The 15,359-nt window shown below is 58.2% G+C and carries 16 protein-coding genes; 7 read left to right on the top strand and 9 right to left on the bottom strand.

All coding sequences use genetic code 11. From position 1 onward, the window contains the following. Positions 1–230 precede the first annotated feature (230 nt). A complete protein-coding gene (gene dnaA / locus ACFCXQ_RS05980; protein WP_379554013.1) occupies positions 231–1,694 on the top strand; it encodes a chromosomal replication initiator protein DnaA in 1,464 nt (487 codons plus the stop codon). A gap of 95 nt (positions 1,695–1,789) precedes the next feature. Continuing rightward, complete coding sequence (locus ACFCXQ_RS05975; RefSeq protein ID WP_379554011.1) at positions 1,790–2,578, top strand: HesA/MoeB/ThiF family protein; 789 nt, start codon at positions 1,790–1,792, stop codon at positions 2,576–2,578. Here the strand turns inward: ACFCXQ_RS05975 and ACFCXQ_RS05970 are convergent. Then, positions 2,567–3,292, bottom strand: coding sequence for an NAD-dependent deacylase (locus tag ACFCXQ_RS05970; protein WP_379554009.1), 726 nt, complete (start codon positions 3,290–3,292; stop codon positions 2,567–2,569). The genes ACFCXQ_RS05975 and ACFCXQ_RS05970 overlap by 12 nt on opposite strands. Before the next feature lie 35 nt (positions 3,293–3,327). Between ACFCXQ_RS05970 and dapB the strand changes: the two genes are divergently transcribed. Genes dapB through nth form a run of 3 tightly spaced genes read left to right on the top strand, consistent with a single transcriptional unit; the run spans position 3,328 to position 5,506 of the window. Next, on the top strand, positions 3,328–4,056 hold the full coding sequence (gene dapB / locus ACFCXQ_RS05965) for a 4-hydroxy-tetrahydrodipicolinate reductase (protein ID WP_379554007.1): 729 nt from the start codon (positions 3,328–3,330) through the stop codon (positions 4,054–4,056). Beyond that, positions 4,053–4,859 carry an ion transporter gene (locus ACFCXQ_RS05960; RefSeq protein WP_379554005.1) on the top strand — a complete coding sequence of 269 codons (807 nt, stop codon included), beginning with the start codon at positions 4,053–4,055 and terminating at the stop codon, positions 4,857–4,859. Before dapB ends, ACFCXQ_RS05960 begins: the two co-directional genes overlap by 4 nt. Next, entirely contained in the window at positions 4,856–5,506 is a 651-nt protein-coding gene (nth, locus tag ACFCXQ_RS05955; protein ID WP_379554003.1) for an endonuclease III, read from the top strand. The genes ACFCXQ_RS05960 and nth overlap by 4 nt, the downstream gene beginning before the upstream one ends. Before the next feature lie 353 nt (positions 5,507–5,859). On the opposite strand, the gene ACFCXQ_RS05950 is transcribed toward nth, so the two are convergent. From ACFCXQ_RS05950 to ACFCXQ_RS05940, 3 genes are read right to left on the bottom strand one after another with little or no spacing between them, the layout of a single operon-like run. Beyond that, positions 5,860–7,107: a dicarboxylate/amino acid:cation symporter gene (locus ACFCXQ_RS05950; RefSeq protein ID WP_379554001.1), complete on the bottom strand. Its 1,248-nt coding sequence runs from the start codon at positions 7,105–7,107 to the stop codon at positions 5,860–5,862. A gap of 10 nt (positions 7,108–7,117) precedes the next feature. Next, positions 7,118–8,254 (bottom strand): succinyl-diaminopimelate desuccinylase, encoded by a 1,137-nt coding sequence (gene dapE / locus ACFCXQ_RS05945; RefSeq protein WP_379554564.1) that lies wholly within the window; start codon positions 8,252–8,254, stop codon positions 7,118–7,120. Positions 8,255–8,261: 7 nt separating this feature from the next. After that, positions 8,262–8,930, bottom strand: coding sequence for a glutathione S-transferase family protein (locus tag ACFCXQ_RS05940; protein WP_379554000.1), 669 nt, complete (start codon positions 8,928–8,930; stop codon positions 8,262–8,264). A gap of 111 nt (positions 8,931–9,041) precedes the next feature. Here ACFCXQ_RS05940 and ACFCXQ_RS05935 point away from each other — a divergent pair, with 111 nt between their 5' ends. Next, positions 9,042–9,461 (top strand): VOC family protein, encoded by a 420-nt coding sequence (locus ACFCXQ_RS05935; protein ID WP_379553998.1) that lies wholly within the window; start codon positions 9,042–9,044, stop codon positions 9,459–9,461. A gap of 633 nt (positions 9,462–10,094) precedes the next feature. Here ACFCXQ_RS05935 and yihA read toward each other — a convergent pair. From yihA to rpmH, 5 genes are all read right to left on the bottom strand, one after another. Next, the gene (gene yihA / locus ACFCXQ_RS05930; RefSeq protein ID WP_379553996.1) at positions 10,095–10,721 is read right to left on the bottom strand and encodes a ribosome biogenesis GTP-binding protein YihA/YsxC; all 627 of its coding nucleotides are present in this window, start codon (positions 10,719–10,721) and stop codon (positions 10,095–10,097) included. Positions 10,722–10,730: 9 nt separating this feature from the next. Next, positions 10,731–12,512, bottom strand: a complete 1,782-nt coding sequence (yidC, locus tag ACFCXQ_RS05925) for a membrane protein insertase YidC (RefSeq protein ID WP_379553994.1) — start codon at positions 12,510–12,512, stop codon at positions 10,731–10,733. Between the two features lie 80 nt (positions 12,513–12,592). Next, positions 12,593–12,802 (bottom strand): membrane protein insertion efficiency factor YidD, encoded by a 210-nt coding sequence (gene yidD, locus ACFCXQ_RS05920; protein WP_379553993.1) that lies wholly within the window; start codon positions 12,800–12,802, stop codon positions 12,593–12,595. Beyond that, positions 12,799–13,185 carry a ribonuclease P protein component gene (rnpA, locus tag ACFCXQ_RS05915; protein ID WP_379554562.1) on the bottom strand — a complete coding sequence of 129 codons (387 nt, stop codon included), beginning with the start codon at positions 13,183–13,185 and terminating at the stop codon, positions 12,799–12,801. The genes yidD and rnpA overlap by 4 nt, the downstream gene beginning before the upstream one ends. Before the next feature lie 117 nt (positions 13,186–13,302). After that, positions 13,303–13,437: a 50S ribosomal protein L34 gene (rpmH, locus tag ACFCXQ_RS05910; protein WP_379553991.1), complete on the bottom strand. Its 135-nt coding sequence runs from the start codon at positions 13,435–13,437 to the stop codon at positions 13,303–13,305. 237 nt (positions 13,438–13,674) lie between these two features. On the opposite strand from rpmH, the gene ACFCXQ_RS05905 reads away from it, so the two are divergent. After that, complete coding sequence (locus tag ACFCXQ_RS05905) at positions 13,675–15,183, top strand: YifB family Mg chelatase-like AAA ATPase (RefSeq protein ID WP_379553989.1); 1,509 nt, start codon at positions 13,675–13,677, stop codon at positions 15,181–15,183. The last annotated feature ends 176 nt before the right edge of the window (positions 15,184–15,359 follow it).

Below are 15,359 nucleotides of genomic sequence, written 5' to 3'. Positions count from 1 at the left end.
TCGAAATATTTCTATTTTATTGCAATTTCCCCCCTTGCCCTACTGCCCGACAAGGGCCTAACTAACTCTCGTTCCGGCCATGGACAGGGGTGGAACTCACAGTTTGAAGCGCTTTGGGGTAACCCGGCGAAATGTCTCATTTCGCCGGTGTGGCGAAGCTTGCTTAAAACACTTTATGTTGGGTGAATTGCCATGCGGCGCAGCGCATGGCTTCAGGTGGGTTGTGCATAATGACAAAGTCTAATGCAGATAATGCAAGGCAAAAAGGTCGGGAAGATTTGATGGAGGATGCAGAAGCCGTAAATTTGGCAGCGGATTGGTCTGACATCAGCCGGGGCCTCCGCAAAGACTTGGGGCATCAACTTTACAGTCAATGGATCAAGCCGATTCGGCTTGGCGGGATCAACAAAGAAAGCGGCACGCTTGAGCTTTATCTGCCGACCGAATTTTCAGCCAATTGGGTAAAGGACCGCTTTGCCGACCGCCTTGCGCTCGCATGGAAAATTGCCCGTAGCGAAGTGCGCGATGTAAACATCTGCGTGCACCCAGGTCGCCGGCAAGTGGCTGACCTCTCATTGCATACTGACGGACGCCGTCCTGCCAATGATGGCGCGGACCGTTCTATGATGGCGATCTCAGCGGACACTTTAGGAGACGCTGGTTTCACCTCCAGCGTGGGCCTAGACCCATCGCTGACTTTCGCGGCCTTCATTACTGGCGAGGCGAATATTCTTGCGTGCAATGCCGCACAGCGCATGGGTGCTCCAGAGGCCCCGCAATTCTCGCCACTTTATCTCAAGGCCGCAACTGGTCAGGGCAAAACGCATTTGCTGCACGCAATCGGGCACGCCTATCTGCAAGCGCACCCGCGCGCGCGGATTTTCTACTGTTCCGCTGAGCGCTTTATGGTCGAGTTTGTTCAGGCGCTAAAACAAAACCAGATGATCGAATTCAAGGCCCGCCTGCGCAGTTTCGATCTGCTGCTGGTTGACGATATTCAATTCATCATCGGTAAGGCGAGCGCTCAGGAAGAGCTGCTTTACACGATTGATGCGCTACTAGCCGAGGGCAAGCGATTGGTCTTTGCCGCAGATCGCGCCCCGCAAGCGCTCGACGGGGTTGAACCGCGCTTACTCAGCCGCCTTTCCATGGGTCTCGTAGCTGATATTCAAGCTGCTGATATTGAGCTGCGCCGCAAAATCCTCGAATCGAAACTAACGCGTTTTGCCCCGCTGGCCGTACCTGACGATGTGATCGATTTCCTCGCCCGCACAATTACCCGCAATATTCGCGAGCTGGTGGGCGGTCTTAACAAGCTGATCGCGTATGCGCAGCTCACTGGCCAAGAAGTATCACTCAATCTCGCTGAGGAACAGCTGACCGATATTCTGTCGGCCAATCGGCGGCGAATTACGATTGACGAGATCCAACGCACGGTTTGCCAATTCTACCGGATCGACCGCAGCGAAATGAGCTCCAAACGACGCGCCCGCGCAGTAGTGCGTCCGCGTCAGGTCGCAATGTATCTCTCCAAAGTGCTCACACCACGCTCTTATCCAGAGATTGGACGCAAATTTGGCGGCCGCGACCATTCGACAGTTATCCACGCCGTACGTTTGATCGAAGATCTACGCACCCGTGATGCGGATATGGACGGCGATGTGCGGAGCCTTTTGCGCCAACTCGAAAGTTAATTCGCACACAATCTCCACATAGTTCAAACAGCTGATCGACAGGGCCATCCACAGCCCTATCGACAGGATGCTCACAGGGTGTAGACAGCCTATCCATGGTCCCGCCCACACCCCTTTCTCCGGCCAGACTCGAACGGTTTGCGCGCCACATTGTTCTGCCCGAAATTGGCGGGGCTGGTCAGGCCACGCTCGCGGGAAAGCATGTCGCGTTGATCGGGCTGGGCGGGATTGGGTCGCCTGCGCTGCAATATCTCGCAGCTGCCGGGATCGGCACGCTCACACTGGTCGATGATGATGTTGTGGATGTCAGTAATCTTCAGCGACAGACGATTTTCGCCAGCCGCGATATTGGGCATGGCAAAGCGGTCTCTGCGCGGCGCTGGCTCGCCAATTTTGATGATGCAATCACAGTCGAAATCTCTGATCAGCGGATCGCGGCTAACAACGTTGCGGGTATGATCGATGGCGCCGATCTGGTACTCGATGGGACGGATAATTTCGCCACGCGTCTTGCGGTTTCCGATGCCTGCGTCGCAGCACAAATTCCGCTAGTCAGCGCAGCCGTGGGGCGGTTTCAGGGGCAGGTTGGCGCCTTTGCCGGACACATGCCGGAACATTCCTGCTATCGCTGCTTCGTCGGCGACGCCTTTGATGCAGAAGATTGTGATACCTGCGCAGAAGATGGCATGCTGGGCGCAATGGCCGGTTGGACGGCCAGCTTTGGCGCGATGCATGCGATCCGCGTACTGCTTGATGGGGTCAGCGCTTTTGGCGACCCGCAATGGGGCGCGGTGCACTTGATGGACGGGCTAAAGCCCGCAATGCGCAGTTTCAAGATTGCCAAAGATTCGGCATGCAAAGGATGCGGCGCCTCAGCAACCTAACACCTCATCTACCCACTCCGGTACAAGCTCGCTTGCTTTGCCCTCACGCGATTCGTGGAACCAGGCCGAACCCTCTGACCGCTCCAGATTAAGCTCCAGCGTAGCCGCGCCCATTTCGCGGGCATCGCGAACAAAGCCAGCCGCCGGATACACTGCGCCAGATGTGCCGATACTAACGAACAAATCGGCACGGCGCAGCGCGGCATAAATTCGCTCCATTTGATACGGCATTTCGCCAAACCACACGACATCGGGGCGTAGCGTCGGCGCTTGGCACACGGGACAAGCCGGGCGGTTGAGCATCGGTGCATCCCACGCCGACCGCGTTCCGCATGAGGTGCACAGCGCGCTCTTAAGTTCGCCATGCATATGGAGCACATTCTTGGCGCCCCCCCGCTCATGTAGATCGTCGACATTCTGAGTCACGATCAGCAAATCACCCCCAGATCGCGCCGGCCACTCTGCCTCGAGCTGCGCTAATGCATGATGCGCCGCATTGGGCTCCACTTTCGCCAGTGCCTCACGCCGCATATCGTAAAAGCCCAGCACTAGATCGGGATCCTTGGCAAAGCCCTCAGGCGTGGCAACATCCTCCACCCGGTGCTGCTCCCACAGGCCCTGCCCCCCGTCACTGGCATCGCGAAACGTATCAATCCCACTTTCCGCTGAAATTCCTGCCCCTGTCAGCACCACAATGTTGCGAATATCCGTCATGCGCGCCATGAAGCATTGAGATACGGGGAATTGCAATGGCGCACATCGGGATCATCGGCAGCGAAGGGCGCATGGGGCAGGCGATCGCCAGCCTGTTGGATGGCGCACCACATGAATTCGCAGGCGGTGTCGATCATGATGGCGATGTGGCTGCACTGACCAACACAGCTGACACATTGGTCGATTTCTCAAGCCCTGATGCATTGCTCGCCAATCTCGCTGCGGCGACTTCGAGCAGCACGCCCATTTTGATCGGGACCACGGGTCTCCAAGACCCGCATCACCGGGCCATTGACGCAGCGGCTGAGAAAATTCCCCTCCTTCAGACAGGCAACACTTCGCTGGGCGTCCAATTACTCGCGCATCTTGTGCACCGAGCGGCAGAAAAGCTGGGACCTGACTGGGATATAGAGATTGTTGAAATGCACCACCGGCATAAGGTCGATGCACCATCCGGCACAGCAAAGATCCTTGGCATTGCGGCGGCGGAGGGACGCGGGATTTCACTGGCGGAAAACACCGAGAGCGGGCGGGACGGCATGACCGGCGCGCGCAAAGAAGGCGCGATTGGCTTTGCGGCTTTGCGCGGGGGCAGTGTGGCGGGCGATCACTCGGTTATTCTGGCGGGAGAGCAGGAACGGATTACGCTGTCTCACAATGCCGAAAACAGGCTCATCTTCGCTCGCGGCGCAATCAAAGCTGCAGCCTGGCTGATCGGCAAACCACCCGGCCGCTACACTATGAATGATGTGCTTGATCTGTGAGTGAGAGCCCCTCCCTACGCGCGCGATTGCACAAGGAAATCGATCCGCGTGCACGCAATATCGAGGGGCTGTCCAACTTCAACAAGCTGGTCGTGCTGCTGGTGTTGTGCGCGACCTTAGTCGCGATTCTGCGGACCGAACCCTCATTGCAAGCCGAGTATGCGGATGACTTCTTCTGGATAGAGATCGTCGCGGGCGTCGTCTTTCTGGTAGAGTTTGCCCTGCGCCTTTGGGCTGCGCCGGAGGAAGAGGGCGAAGGCAGTGCCACCTCCAAACGGCTCCGCTTTCTCATATCGCCGCTCACGCTGCTTGACCTGGTGATCATTACCTCGATTTTCCTGCCGCTGTTCTTCGAAAGCTCCGCATTTCTGCGCATGCTACGCGTGTTCCGCATCCTTGCGCTGGCACGGCTTACGCGGTTCTCGCGCTCACTGCATATGATCACGCGCGCGGTGTATGAACGGCGCTATGACCTGGCGATCACTTTGGGGCTGGCGGCCTTTCTGATGCTGTCCGGTGCCACCGCGCTGTATTGGATTGAGGGGCCGGAGCAGCCCGAGGTATTCGGGTCCATCCCGCGCGCATTGTGGTGGGCGGTCATTACGCTGACCACGGTGGGCTATGGCGATGTCACCCCAATCACGCTGGAGGGCAAGATGGTCGCAGGCCTGGTGGCCTTTGCCGGGATTGCGCTGGTCGCGCTGCCTACAGGCATTCTCGCCGCCGCGTTTAGCGATGGGATGCAACGCCAGCGCGAAATGATGCTCGACATCGCAGACGAGACAGCCCCGGACAAACCATGACAAAAGATCAGATTTTTGAATTCTTCCGGCGTCTGGCCGAGGACAACCCTGAGCCGGAAACAGAGCTGGAATATGGCAATGCCTATCAGCTGGTGGTGGCCGTGGCCTTGTCCGCGCAGGCGACGGATGTTGGTGTGAACAAGGCCACCCGCGCGCTGTTTGCGAAGGTCAAAACGCCGCAGGAAATGCTCGACTTGGGGCTTGAGGGGCTGATCCAGCACATCAAGACGATTGGCCTGTTCAACTCCAAGGCTAAGAATGTAATCGCGCTCTCGCAGCTGCTGATTGATGACTATGGCGGCGAAGTGCCGGACACGCGCGAGGATCTGGTGCGGCTGCCCGGTGTGGGCCGCAAGACTGCCAATGTGGTGCTCAATTGCTGGTTCAAGCAGGAAACCTTTGCGGTCGACACGCACATTTTGCGGATGGGCAATCGCACGGGTCTGGCCAAGGGAAAGACGCCGGAACAGGTTGAGACAAAGCTGGAAAAGCGCGTCCCGCAGCCGTTTCGATTGCATGCGCATCACTGGCTGATCCTGCATGGCCGCTATGTCTGCAAAGCACGCACGCCGGAATGTTGGCGCTGTCAGCTGACCGATTTGTGCAGTTTTAGGAAGAAGGTGCTGGAGAAACCGAAGGGGCGGTGATGATATTGAAGGTTGGATACTTAGGAGAAAGCCTTGCAGCTACCATGGCAGGTCCGCCTGCGCTCAATACGAAAGCGACTTAGATTAATTGCTGCAGACAACTCGGTTTCGGTCCTCAACTATCTTGAGGACCGTTGGAGGTCGCCAAACTTCGAGGGGCTCCGACTAACCTTCACAGTGTCTGGGCCGCCCGAAATCATCGGTGATTGGTCCTCACAAAGTTTTTTACAAGAGTCCATTCCACTGCAGGGCTTTCTGATCGCCGATATAGAGGTGACGCTAGCAAAAGAAGCCCAACAGCTAGCGCAACTTACCTTTGTTGTTCTGCTTCTAGATAGCGAGGAATATGAAAACTAAACATCATCCGCGCTGACCATCTCAGCTCGGTCGATCTCGCCCGTCATGCTTGCAACAGTCGTCGCGACCGCTGCATCGCCGCTGACATTGGTCGTGGTGCGCATCATATCCATGATCCGGTCAACGCCCGCCACGAAGGCTATCGTTTCCAACGGAACGCCGACCGCGCCAAACACCAGCGCCATCATGATGAGGCCTGCGCCCGGAATGCCCGCGGCGCCAATCGCGCCCAAAGTCGCGAGGATCGAGATGAGGAAATACTGACCCCAGGTGAGGTCTACGCCGAAAATGCTCGCGCCAAATAGCGTCGCAAGGCCCAGATACATCGCCGTACCGTTCATATTGATCGTTGCACCGAGGCTGACCACGAAGCTCGCCACTGAGTTCGACACGCCCAGATTGCGCCGCACGCAGCGCAGGGTAACCGGCAATGTCGCATTGGAGCTGGCCGTGGAATAGCTCACCGCAATCGCGTCCACGATGCCGCGAAAATAGTCAGTCACTGGCAGTTTCGCGATGAATTTGATCATCGCCGAATACATAATGCCGATGATCAGCAGACAGCCGAGATAATTGAGCGCGACCAGCCAGCCGAGCGCTTTCAATGCATCCACTCCCAGCGTGCCCGCCACCCACGCCATCAGCGCGAAAACGCCAAACGGGGTCAGCTCCATCACGATCATCGTGACCTTTTGCATAATGACCGCGCCGCTATCGAAGATCTTCTGGACCGGCTCGCCCTCTTCCTTGGCCATCAAAATGCCGATGCCGATCAGCATGGAGAAGACGATCAGCGGCAGCACCGCGACATCCGCCATCACCTGAACCGGACTTTCCGGAACGATGGAGAGGATCATGTCCACCGCCGTGGTCTCATTGGGTGCGGGGGTGTCGACTTCGGGCGTGCCGAGCTCTTCCTTGCTGGGGAAGAGGCCGAGGTTAATCGCGCCTGTGCCGAGCGCCAGACCCAGCCATACTGCGATTTGCCCGCTGACTAGAAATAAGATCATCGCCCGTCCACCAACCGCGCCCAGCTTGCGCAGATCGCCAATCGCCGCGACGCCGGAGACGAGGCTGAAGAAGATCAGGGGGACGACAAGCATCTTGATCGACTTGATGAAGAAGTCGCCAATCCACTTGATGCCCTCAGCTTCCGGCCCCCAATAGAGGCCCAGCGCAATGCCGAGGATCAGCGCCCCGATCACCCGCTGCCACAGCGGAATGGCAAACCATTTTGCGAACATCTCTAATCCCTCAAGTCTTCAGCGCCGCTTTGGCGATTTCCGCATATATCCGCGCTAGGCGGTCCAAATCAGCAATCGCCACCGCTTCGTCGCGCTTATGCATGGTGGCGTTGCAAAGGCCAAACTCAATCACGGGACAGACGGCGCGCAGGAAGCGCGCATCGGAAGTGCCTCCGGTTGTGGAGGGCTCTGGGTCAATGCCAGTCTCCGCCTTCACCGCTGCAGCAATAATGTCCGAAAACTCACCCGGCGGCGTCAGAAACGGCTCGCCCGAGATAATCGGATGCGCGGTGCCGCCATGCTTGGCCGCAATGTCGGCGACCTGTTTCGACAAGGATGCCCCGCTATGCAGATCATTGAACCGGATCGAAAGGCGCGCCTTAGCCGTCGCGGGGATGACATTATGCGCCGCATTGATTACATCAATTTCGGTAATCTCAAGGTTGGAAGGCTGGAACCAATCCGTCCCCTCATCCAGCGTCAGCGCATCAAGCTCAGCCAGCATCGCCACCATTTTCGGCAGCGGATTATCGGCTAAATGCGGGTAGGCAACATGCCCCTGCGTGCCGGCAACCTCCAGCCAGATATTCACCGAGCCGCGCCGCCCAATCTTCATCATATCGCCGAGTTGATTGACGCTAGTGGGCTCGCCCACCAAGCATAGATCAGGCTCTTGAGCAGTCTCGCGCATATGGCCGATAATCGCGCGTGTGCCGAACAGCGCTGGGCCTTCCTCATCGCCAGTGATGATAAAACTGATGGTGCCCGCATCCGCCGGAACATCCGCAACGGCCGCGACCATGCAGGCAATGGAGCCCTTCATATCGACCGCGCCGCGCCCATAGAGCAGCTCGCCACGCTCCTCCGGCTCAAACGCGCCGCTGGTCCAGCCATCGCCAGGCGGCACCACATCAAGATGTCCGGCAAAGGCGAAATGCTTTGAGCCTTCCGGCCCGCGGCGGATCGCGAACAGATTCTCGACCGGTGCCTCAGGCGTGCCCTCAGCCCCCTCGCCCGCGACAAAACGATGCACATCGAGTCCAAGCGGCGATAGCATCGCCTCCATCTCGTCAAACACCGCGCCGGTTGCGGGGGTGACGCTAGGGGCGGCCATCAACCGCTTGGCGAGGCCCAGAGCATCACCCATGTGTTCTTCACCCATTCTGCGGCGTGACCTCATATTGCTCAATCACCCATTCCTCCTCCTCGGAGGCTTTGATCCATTCTTGCATCCAGTCATGTTCCCATACGGCCTGCATATAGGCGGCAGCAAAACCCGGCACGGCAACTTGATAGCTGATGAGGCGGCTCACCACGGGCGCGTAGAAAATGTCCGCCGCGCCGAATGTTCCGAACAGGAACGGCCCGCCAGAGCCGAAGCGAGAGCGCGCCTCTGCCCATAGGCCCAGCACACGGACGATATCTTGCTGGCACGCCTCGGAGAGCTGCGCGCCCTCAAACTTGCGGCGGATATTCATCGGACATTCGCTGCGCAGCGCCGCGTAAGAGCTGTGCATTTCGGCGACCATGGCCCGCGCCATGCCGCGCGCGCTTTCGTCCTTGGGCCAGAACCGGTCACGGCCCACCCGGTCGGCGAAGTATTCCATAATCGCGAGGCTATCCCAAATGACATTGTCGCCGTCCCACAGGATCGGCACCTTGCCAAAGCTGGGCTGGAGGTTTTCGGTCTCACGGCGATTATCCCAATTCTCGCCAAACAGCGGCGTGATGATTTCCTCAAAGCCGAGCCCAGATTGTTTCGCCGCCAGCCAGCCGCGCAGCGACCAGCTCGAATAGTTCTTATTGCCGATAATCAGCTTCATATCGCGATCCACCTTTCGCCTACAGGTTCGACCACTAAGTGTTCAGGGTTACGCTGTCGAGGCTGAACAAGATGCTTTTCTAGGTTTGAGCGCGATGTTATGCGACCGGACATGAGTTTGCGCCCGTTTCACCTCGCCTTTCCTGTCCATGACCTTGCGGCTGCGCGCGCCTTTTACGGCGGCGTAATGGGCTGCGCCGAAGGCCGCAGCTCAGACAAATGGATCGACTTTGATTTTCGCGGGCATCAGATTGTGGCGCATTTGGCGCCGGAACGCTCAGATGACACCGCCAGCAATCATGTTGATGGTCACGGCGTACCCGTGCCGCATTTTGGCATTGTCCTGACAATGGAGGATTGGCAGGCGCTGGCCGACCGGTTGCGCGAGGCTGGCACAGAGTTCGTGATGGAGCCAACGGTGCGCTTCAAAGGCAAACCCGGCGAGCAGGCGACGATGTTCTTCCGCGACCCCAGTGGCAATGCGATTGAGATGAAGGCGTTTGCCGATGATGGGATGATTTTTGAGGGGTGAGTGCTAGGAAAGATCGTTTGCGACCCAATTGCAGACGAAGGGGTATCGTGCAATCAATGCACAATGACAGGGCGACGTTTCATTGCAGTCCTTCTACTAGGCGCGATGCTGCTTGTAGGGGTTTGGTGGTCTCAGATTGGCACGGTAAAGCACAGCGAGCAGGTCGTATTCTCAACGATTGATGCTGCCATCAGTGATTCACCACCTGACGCTGGTGATGTTATCACGGCTTTTGATCTATCGGAGCAATGTCGCACCAAGTCCTGCTTCTTCGAGCCGGGTCACATTGGTGGACTACACTTTGACGGAGGAAGCTTACGGCAGCGAGGTCGAGGGCTCATCCTAGTTCTCGAGGATTTCTCCGGTATTTGCATTCGAACAAGTGAAATTCAAACCTATTACGGAGCGCAGCAGCCACGACCGGGCTGCACTCCTGGTGGATGCTGGTATGCTGCGGCTGAATACCCTTGGGGAGGCCTATTGTTCGGATTGGAAGAGCCTCAGTCTACCTGCATATCGTCGATAGTAATAAACTCGACGGCTGACTATCGAAGTGCAAGGAACAATCAAACAAAAAGGTAGGACGGCAACGTCCAATTCCACCCGCATAAGCACACACTAAGTGCTTGCAGATCACTCAATCCTCAACGCATCCTTCATCACCGCCGCGCGAAGTTCGCCGATGCCCATGCCTTTTTCAGAGCTGGTGACGTGGATTTCTGGGAAGGCGGCGGGGTGCTTGCGGGCTTCCTCAGTGACTTTCGCCACAGTCGCCTCCAGCTCGCTCGCCTTGATCTTGTCGGCCTTGGTCATCACTACGCGGTAACTCGCGGCGGCCTCGTCGAGCATGGTCATCATCTCGCGGTCGACGTCTTTTAATCCATGGCGGCTATCGACCAGCACCAGCGTCCGCTCCAAAACAGCCCGTCCGCGCAGGTAAGTCTTCACCAGCTTCTTCCAGCGCTCGACCACTTTGACCGGCGCCTTGGCAAAACCATAGCCGGGCATATCGACAAGGCGGAACTGCGTCGGGTCGCCAACCTCAAAGAAGTTGAGTTCCTGCGTGCGGCCCGGCGTCACCGATGTTCGCGCGATAGCCTTGCGTTTCGCTAGCGCGTTGAGCAGTGAGCTTTTCCCCACGTTGGACCGCCCGCAAAAGGCGATCTCGGGAAAATCAGGCTCAGGCAGGAATTTCAGCTGCGGCGCGGACAGCAGAAACTCCACTCGCCCCGAAAACAGCCGATTGGCGCGCGTGCTCATGTTCTGGGCCTAACCCTTGGCCTTGGCGGCAGCTTCCCTCGCCTTTTCCGCCTTCTCTTTCTCAGCCGCCGCCTTCAATTGCGGATGTTTGGAATAGAGATATTTCTGCTGCGCCAGCGTCAGGATGTTGCTGACATTCCAGTATACGAGCAGGCCAGCGGCAAACGGCGCCATCACAAACATCAGCACCCATGGCATGATGTTGAAGATTTGCTGCTGCACAGGGTCCATCGCGCTCGGGTTGAGCTTAAAGGTGAGCCACATGGTGACGCCAAGACCAACCGCGAGCACACCAATGCCGAGGAAGCTTGGCGGATCGAACGGCAGCAAGCCAAACAGGTTGAGAATTTTCGCAGGATCCGGTGCGGACAAATCGTCGATCCACAAGAACGGCCGGTGACGCATCTCAATCGCGAGATAGAGAACCTTATACAGCGCGAAGAAAATTGGGATCTGTACGATCAGCGGCAGACACCCGGCAAGCGGATTGACGCCTTCTTCCTTGAAGAGCTTCTGCATCTCCTGCTGCGCTTTGACCTTGTCGTCCTTATATTTGTCCTGGATCGCCTTCATGCGCGGCTGAACCGCCTTCATGCCCGCCATGGAGGCAAATTGCTTCTGCGCGATTGGGAAGAGCAGCAGGCGCACAACCAATGTCAGCAGGATGATCGCAACACCGAAATTGCCCGCGAAGTCATAAAACTTGTTGAGCAGCCACAGCATTGGCTTCTCAAACCAGCGGAACCAGCCCCAATCAATCGCAAGGCCGAAGCGCGCGATGCCTGCGTCCTCATATTGATCGAGAACCGTGCTTTCTTTTGCGCCAACAAACAGCTGCGTCGTGCGCGTTACCGCTTGGCCAGCGGGCAAAGTGATCGCATCATAAATGACGTCAGAGCGGTATTGTTCATTGCCCAGCGAGCGGAAGTTTGCGCTCGCGCTTGTGCCATTTTCAGGCACCAGCGCAGACAGCCAGTAAATGTCAGTAAAACCGATCCACGCAGCATCGCCATCTGGCGTCACAGTGCCCGCTTCCTCGACATCCTCATAGCCGTAATCATAGTTCGCAGCGTCAGCGAACACGCCGATAGGGCCTGAATGAGCGAGCCAGAGATCTTCACTCGCATTGCGCGAGGAGCGGCTAATCAGCGCAAAAGGCTGAGCCACAGCAGCGGCCTCGCCCGTGTTGGCCACACGCTGCTCGGCGGAGATCATATATTGATCATCAATCGACAGGGTGATGCTGGTGGTAAGGCCAGCCTCATCCGCGCGGGTCAGCGTGACCGGATTGCCCGGGCTCAGCGTCTCAGCGCTCGCTTGCCATGCTGCGCCTTCTTGACGCACCCCATTGAGCAGAAAACCAAACTGGGCGAACTGCTGATGCTGTGTGCCTTGCGGCGCGAACAGGCGCACTTGCTCGCTATCATCGTCTGTCGTTTCGCGGTATTCCTTCAGCTCGATATCATCGATCGCACCGGTTGCGAGATTGATAGACCCGGTCAACAGCGGCGCCTCAATGCGCACCCGCTCTGCGCCCTCAAGCGATTGTGCCAGGTCAACGGGCCCAGCCTCGGTCAGCCCCGCGCCTTCGCCACTTGCGGGAATTTCACCGCTGGCGGAGGTCGTAGCCGCGCCAGAAGCATCGGTAGCTGCACCTTGTTGGGCAGTCTGCTCGGTCGCTTGTTCGCTCTGGGGCGGCGCAGGATAGAGATATCCCATCGCCGTGTCCCAGCCGATCAACAGCAGGAATGACAATGCGACGGCAAGCAGAAGATTACGCTGATTTTGCAAGGTATGTTCCGTGATTTCGGCTTTTGTCAGCCTAATGTATGTAGGTGTGTTATTAATTCAAGACAGCTACTTGAGGCGCTTTAGGGAACTGGATCGTGCCCATGCCCACCCCAAGGATTGCAGCGCAATATACGCATAAGGGCCAGCCATCCACCCTTGATTGCACCATGCTTGTGGAGCGCCTCTATCGCGTAGGCACTGCAAGAGGGGGTGTAGCGGCATGTCGGCGGCAAAATTCGGCTTGGTCCGAGTTGCCAGAACTTCGCGATCCAGATGAGAGGCCACTTCATTGCGGCGTGCCTTTAGCGGCAGACCTGGCTGAACCGCGGGGCGTTCGCGGACCACGGCGTTTATCACCCTCACCCGCCGCCGCGCGGCGCAGTGCGTGCTCTAGATCCGCAGTCAGCTTGGCAAAATCACGCGTCATGCCAGCATCGCGGCCGATCAGCACATGATCATGATCGGCCAGGCCATGCTCAGGCAATACCGCCCAAAGCAGCTCGCGAAAGCGCCGTTTGATCCGGTTGCGCACCACAGCATTGCCAATCTTCTTGGTAACTGTGACGCCATAGCGCTTTCCCGCGCTTTGGTTCGGGTGAGCGAGCAGCACGAACGCCGGCTTCGCAACTCTCAGGCCGCGATTCGCAGCGAGGAAATCGGCGCGCTTGCGCATGACTGAAACATTATCGCTCACACAAACACCATACGCAAAACGGGCCCCGAAATGGAGCCCGCCTAACTAGCGCTGTACGCTAAAGATCGCTTGCGAGCCGTCAGGCCCGCGAAACAATCACGCGCAGAGGTTCTTGCGACCACGATTACGGCGTGCGCGCAGAACATTGCGGCCACCCGGCGTAGCTTTACGGGCGAAAAAACCGTGGCGGCGCTTGCGCACCAAATTGGAAGGCTGGAATGTCCGCTTCATCGGAAAATCCTCATCTTAAATTACTAACGGCAAGCGCGGCTCAAACAGATCGCGCCAATAAAAAGGGCCGCCTTGATGAGGCGACCGCCAATATCGAGGAGCGCGCTTAGGCTGAGCATGGCGATGAGTCAAGCAAATCACGGCGCCCCAAAACCGATCAATCTTCGCTCGACAGCATCTATTTGTAAGGGCAGAACTTGCCCGCATGAAAAGACTAGCGGCGTGTAGGGGGCAATTTTGGTCGCATTGGTGAAAACCGTCGCTTATCTCGGGCTCGAAGCGCGCGCGGTCGAAGTGCAATGCTCGCTCGCACCCGGCCTGCCGAAATTCAACATTGTCGGGCTGGCTGACAAGGCCGTTGGCGAGAGTAAGGAGCGTGTGCGCGCCGCGCTCGCCTCCATGGGGCTCGCCCTGCCGCCCAAGCGCATTACGATTAATCTCTCGCCCGCCGATCTGCCCAAGGAGGGTTCGCATTATGATTTGGCAGTGGCTCTTGCACTGCTGGCGGCGATGGGCGTTACTGATGCAGAACAATTGGATGATTGGGTCGCAGTGGGCGAGCTCGCGCTCGATGCGCGGATTGTATCCTCCCCCGGTGTATTACTCGCAGCGATCCATGCCAGCGAGCAACAAAAGGGGCTGATATGTCCGGTCGATCAAGGCAGCGAGGCAAAGTGGGCAAGCGACGTGCCGATATGCGCTGCGCCTGATCTGGCGAGCTTGCTTAATCATCTCAAAGGCACGCAGCAATTGCCTGCCCCGCCGGAGGGGACCGTACAAGCCGCTGTACCCCGACCGGATTTAAAACAGGTGCGGGGTCAGGAAACAGCCAAACGCGCGCTCGAAATTGCTGCTGCCGGCGGGCATAATTTGCTGATGATTGGCCCTCCGGGTGCAGGCAAATCTCTGCTCGCCTCCTGCCTGCCCGGAATCCTGCCAGATCTCTCCCCTGCCGAAGCGCTCGAGGTCAGCATGGTGCAATCGGTCGCGGGTCTGCTCGAAGGCGGCGAGATCAGCAAAGAGCGCCCCTTCCGCGCGCCGCATCACTCAGCCTCCATGGCTGCATTGACCGGAGGCGGCCTGCGCGTGAAGCCGGGTGAGGTGAGCCTCGCGCATCTCGGCGTCTTGTTCCTTGATGAACTGCCCGAGTTTCAGCGCGCTGTGCTCGATTCGCTGCGCCAGCCGATTGAGACAGGCAGCGTCGATGTCGCGCGCGCCAATGCGCATGTCACTTTCCCCGCCAACGTTCAGTTGATCGCGGCGATGAACCCGTGCCGCTGCGGGCATTTGGGGGACCCGGCGCTTGCCTGCAGCCGCGCGCCAAAGTGCGCCGCAGATTACCAATCGAAAGTCTCTGGCCCGATGCTGGATCGGATTGATTTGCATGTCGAGGTTGAGCCGGTGAGCGCTGCGGATCTCGCCCAGCCTGCTAGCGCAGAAGGCAGCGACGAGGTCGCCGCACGGGTACGCTGGGCCCGCGCGATCCAATCGTCCCGCCAAGAGGAAAGCGGCGTGCGCACCAATGCTGAACTAAGCGGCGATGCACTCGATCACTTTGCTGCACCTGATGAAGAGGGCCGCGTATTGCTGATGAAAGCGGCCGAGACGATGAAACTGAGCGCGCGCAGCTACACCCGAATGCTGCGTGTGGCGCGGACAATCGCCGACCTTGCGGAGGCCGAGCATATAGGCCGAGCCCATATCGCCGAAGCACTCAGCTATCGCAGGCAGCCGCCCCGAGCCTAGATTGAGCGCTCGCAGCAAAGCGGTCAGTCAAGCCCCTGGAAACATGAGTTTACGGGACCCAGAGCGGCGTTCCCGTTATGGGACAGCATGCGATAGACCGATAGATTTCATGCGACCAACTGAGTAGGTCGTTTCACATAGTAATTGGTGTCGCACACAACCGAACCTTGATCTGC

Source organism: Qipengyuania rhodophyticola (assembly GCF_042493225.1).
Classification (GTDB): Bacteria; Pseudomonadota; Alphaproteobacteria; order Sphingomonadales; family Sphingomonadaceae; genus Erythrobacter.
Note: the sequence above shows the minus strand (reverse complement) of the source record. Positions and strands in the feature narration are given on the sequence as shown.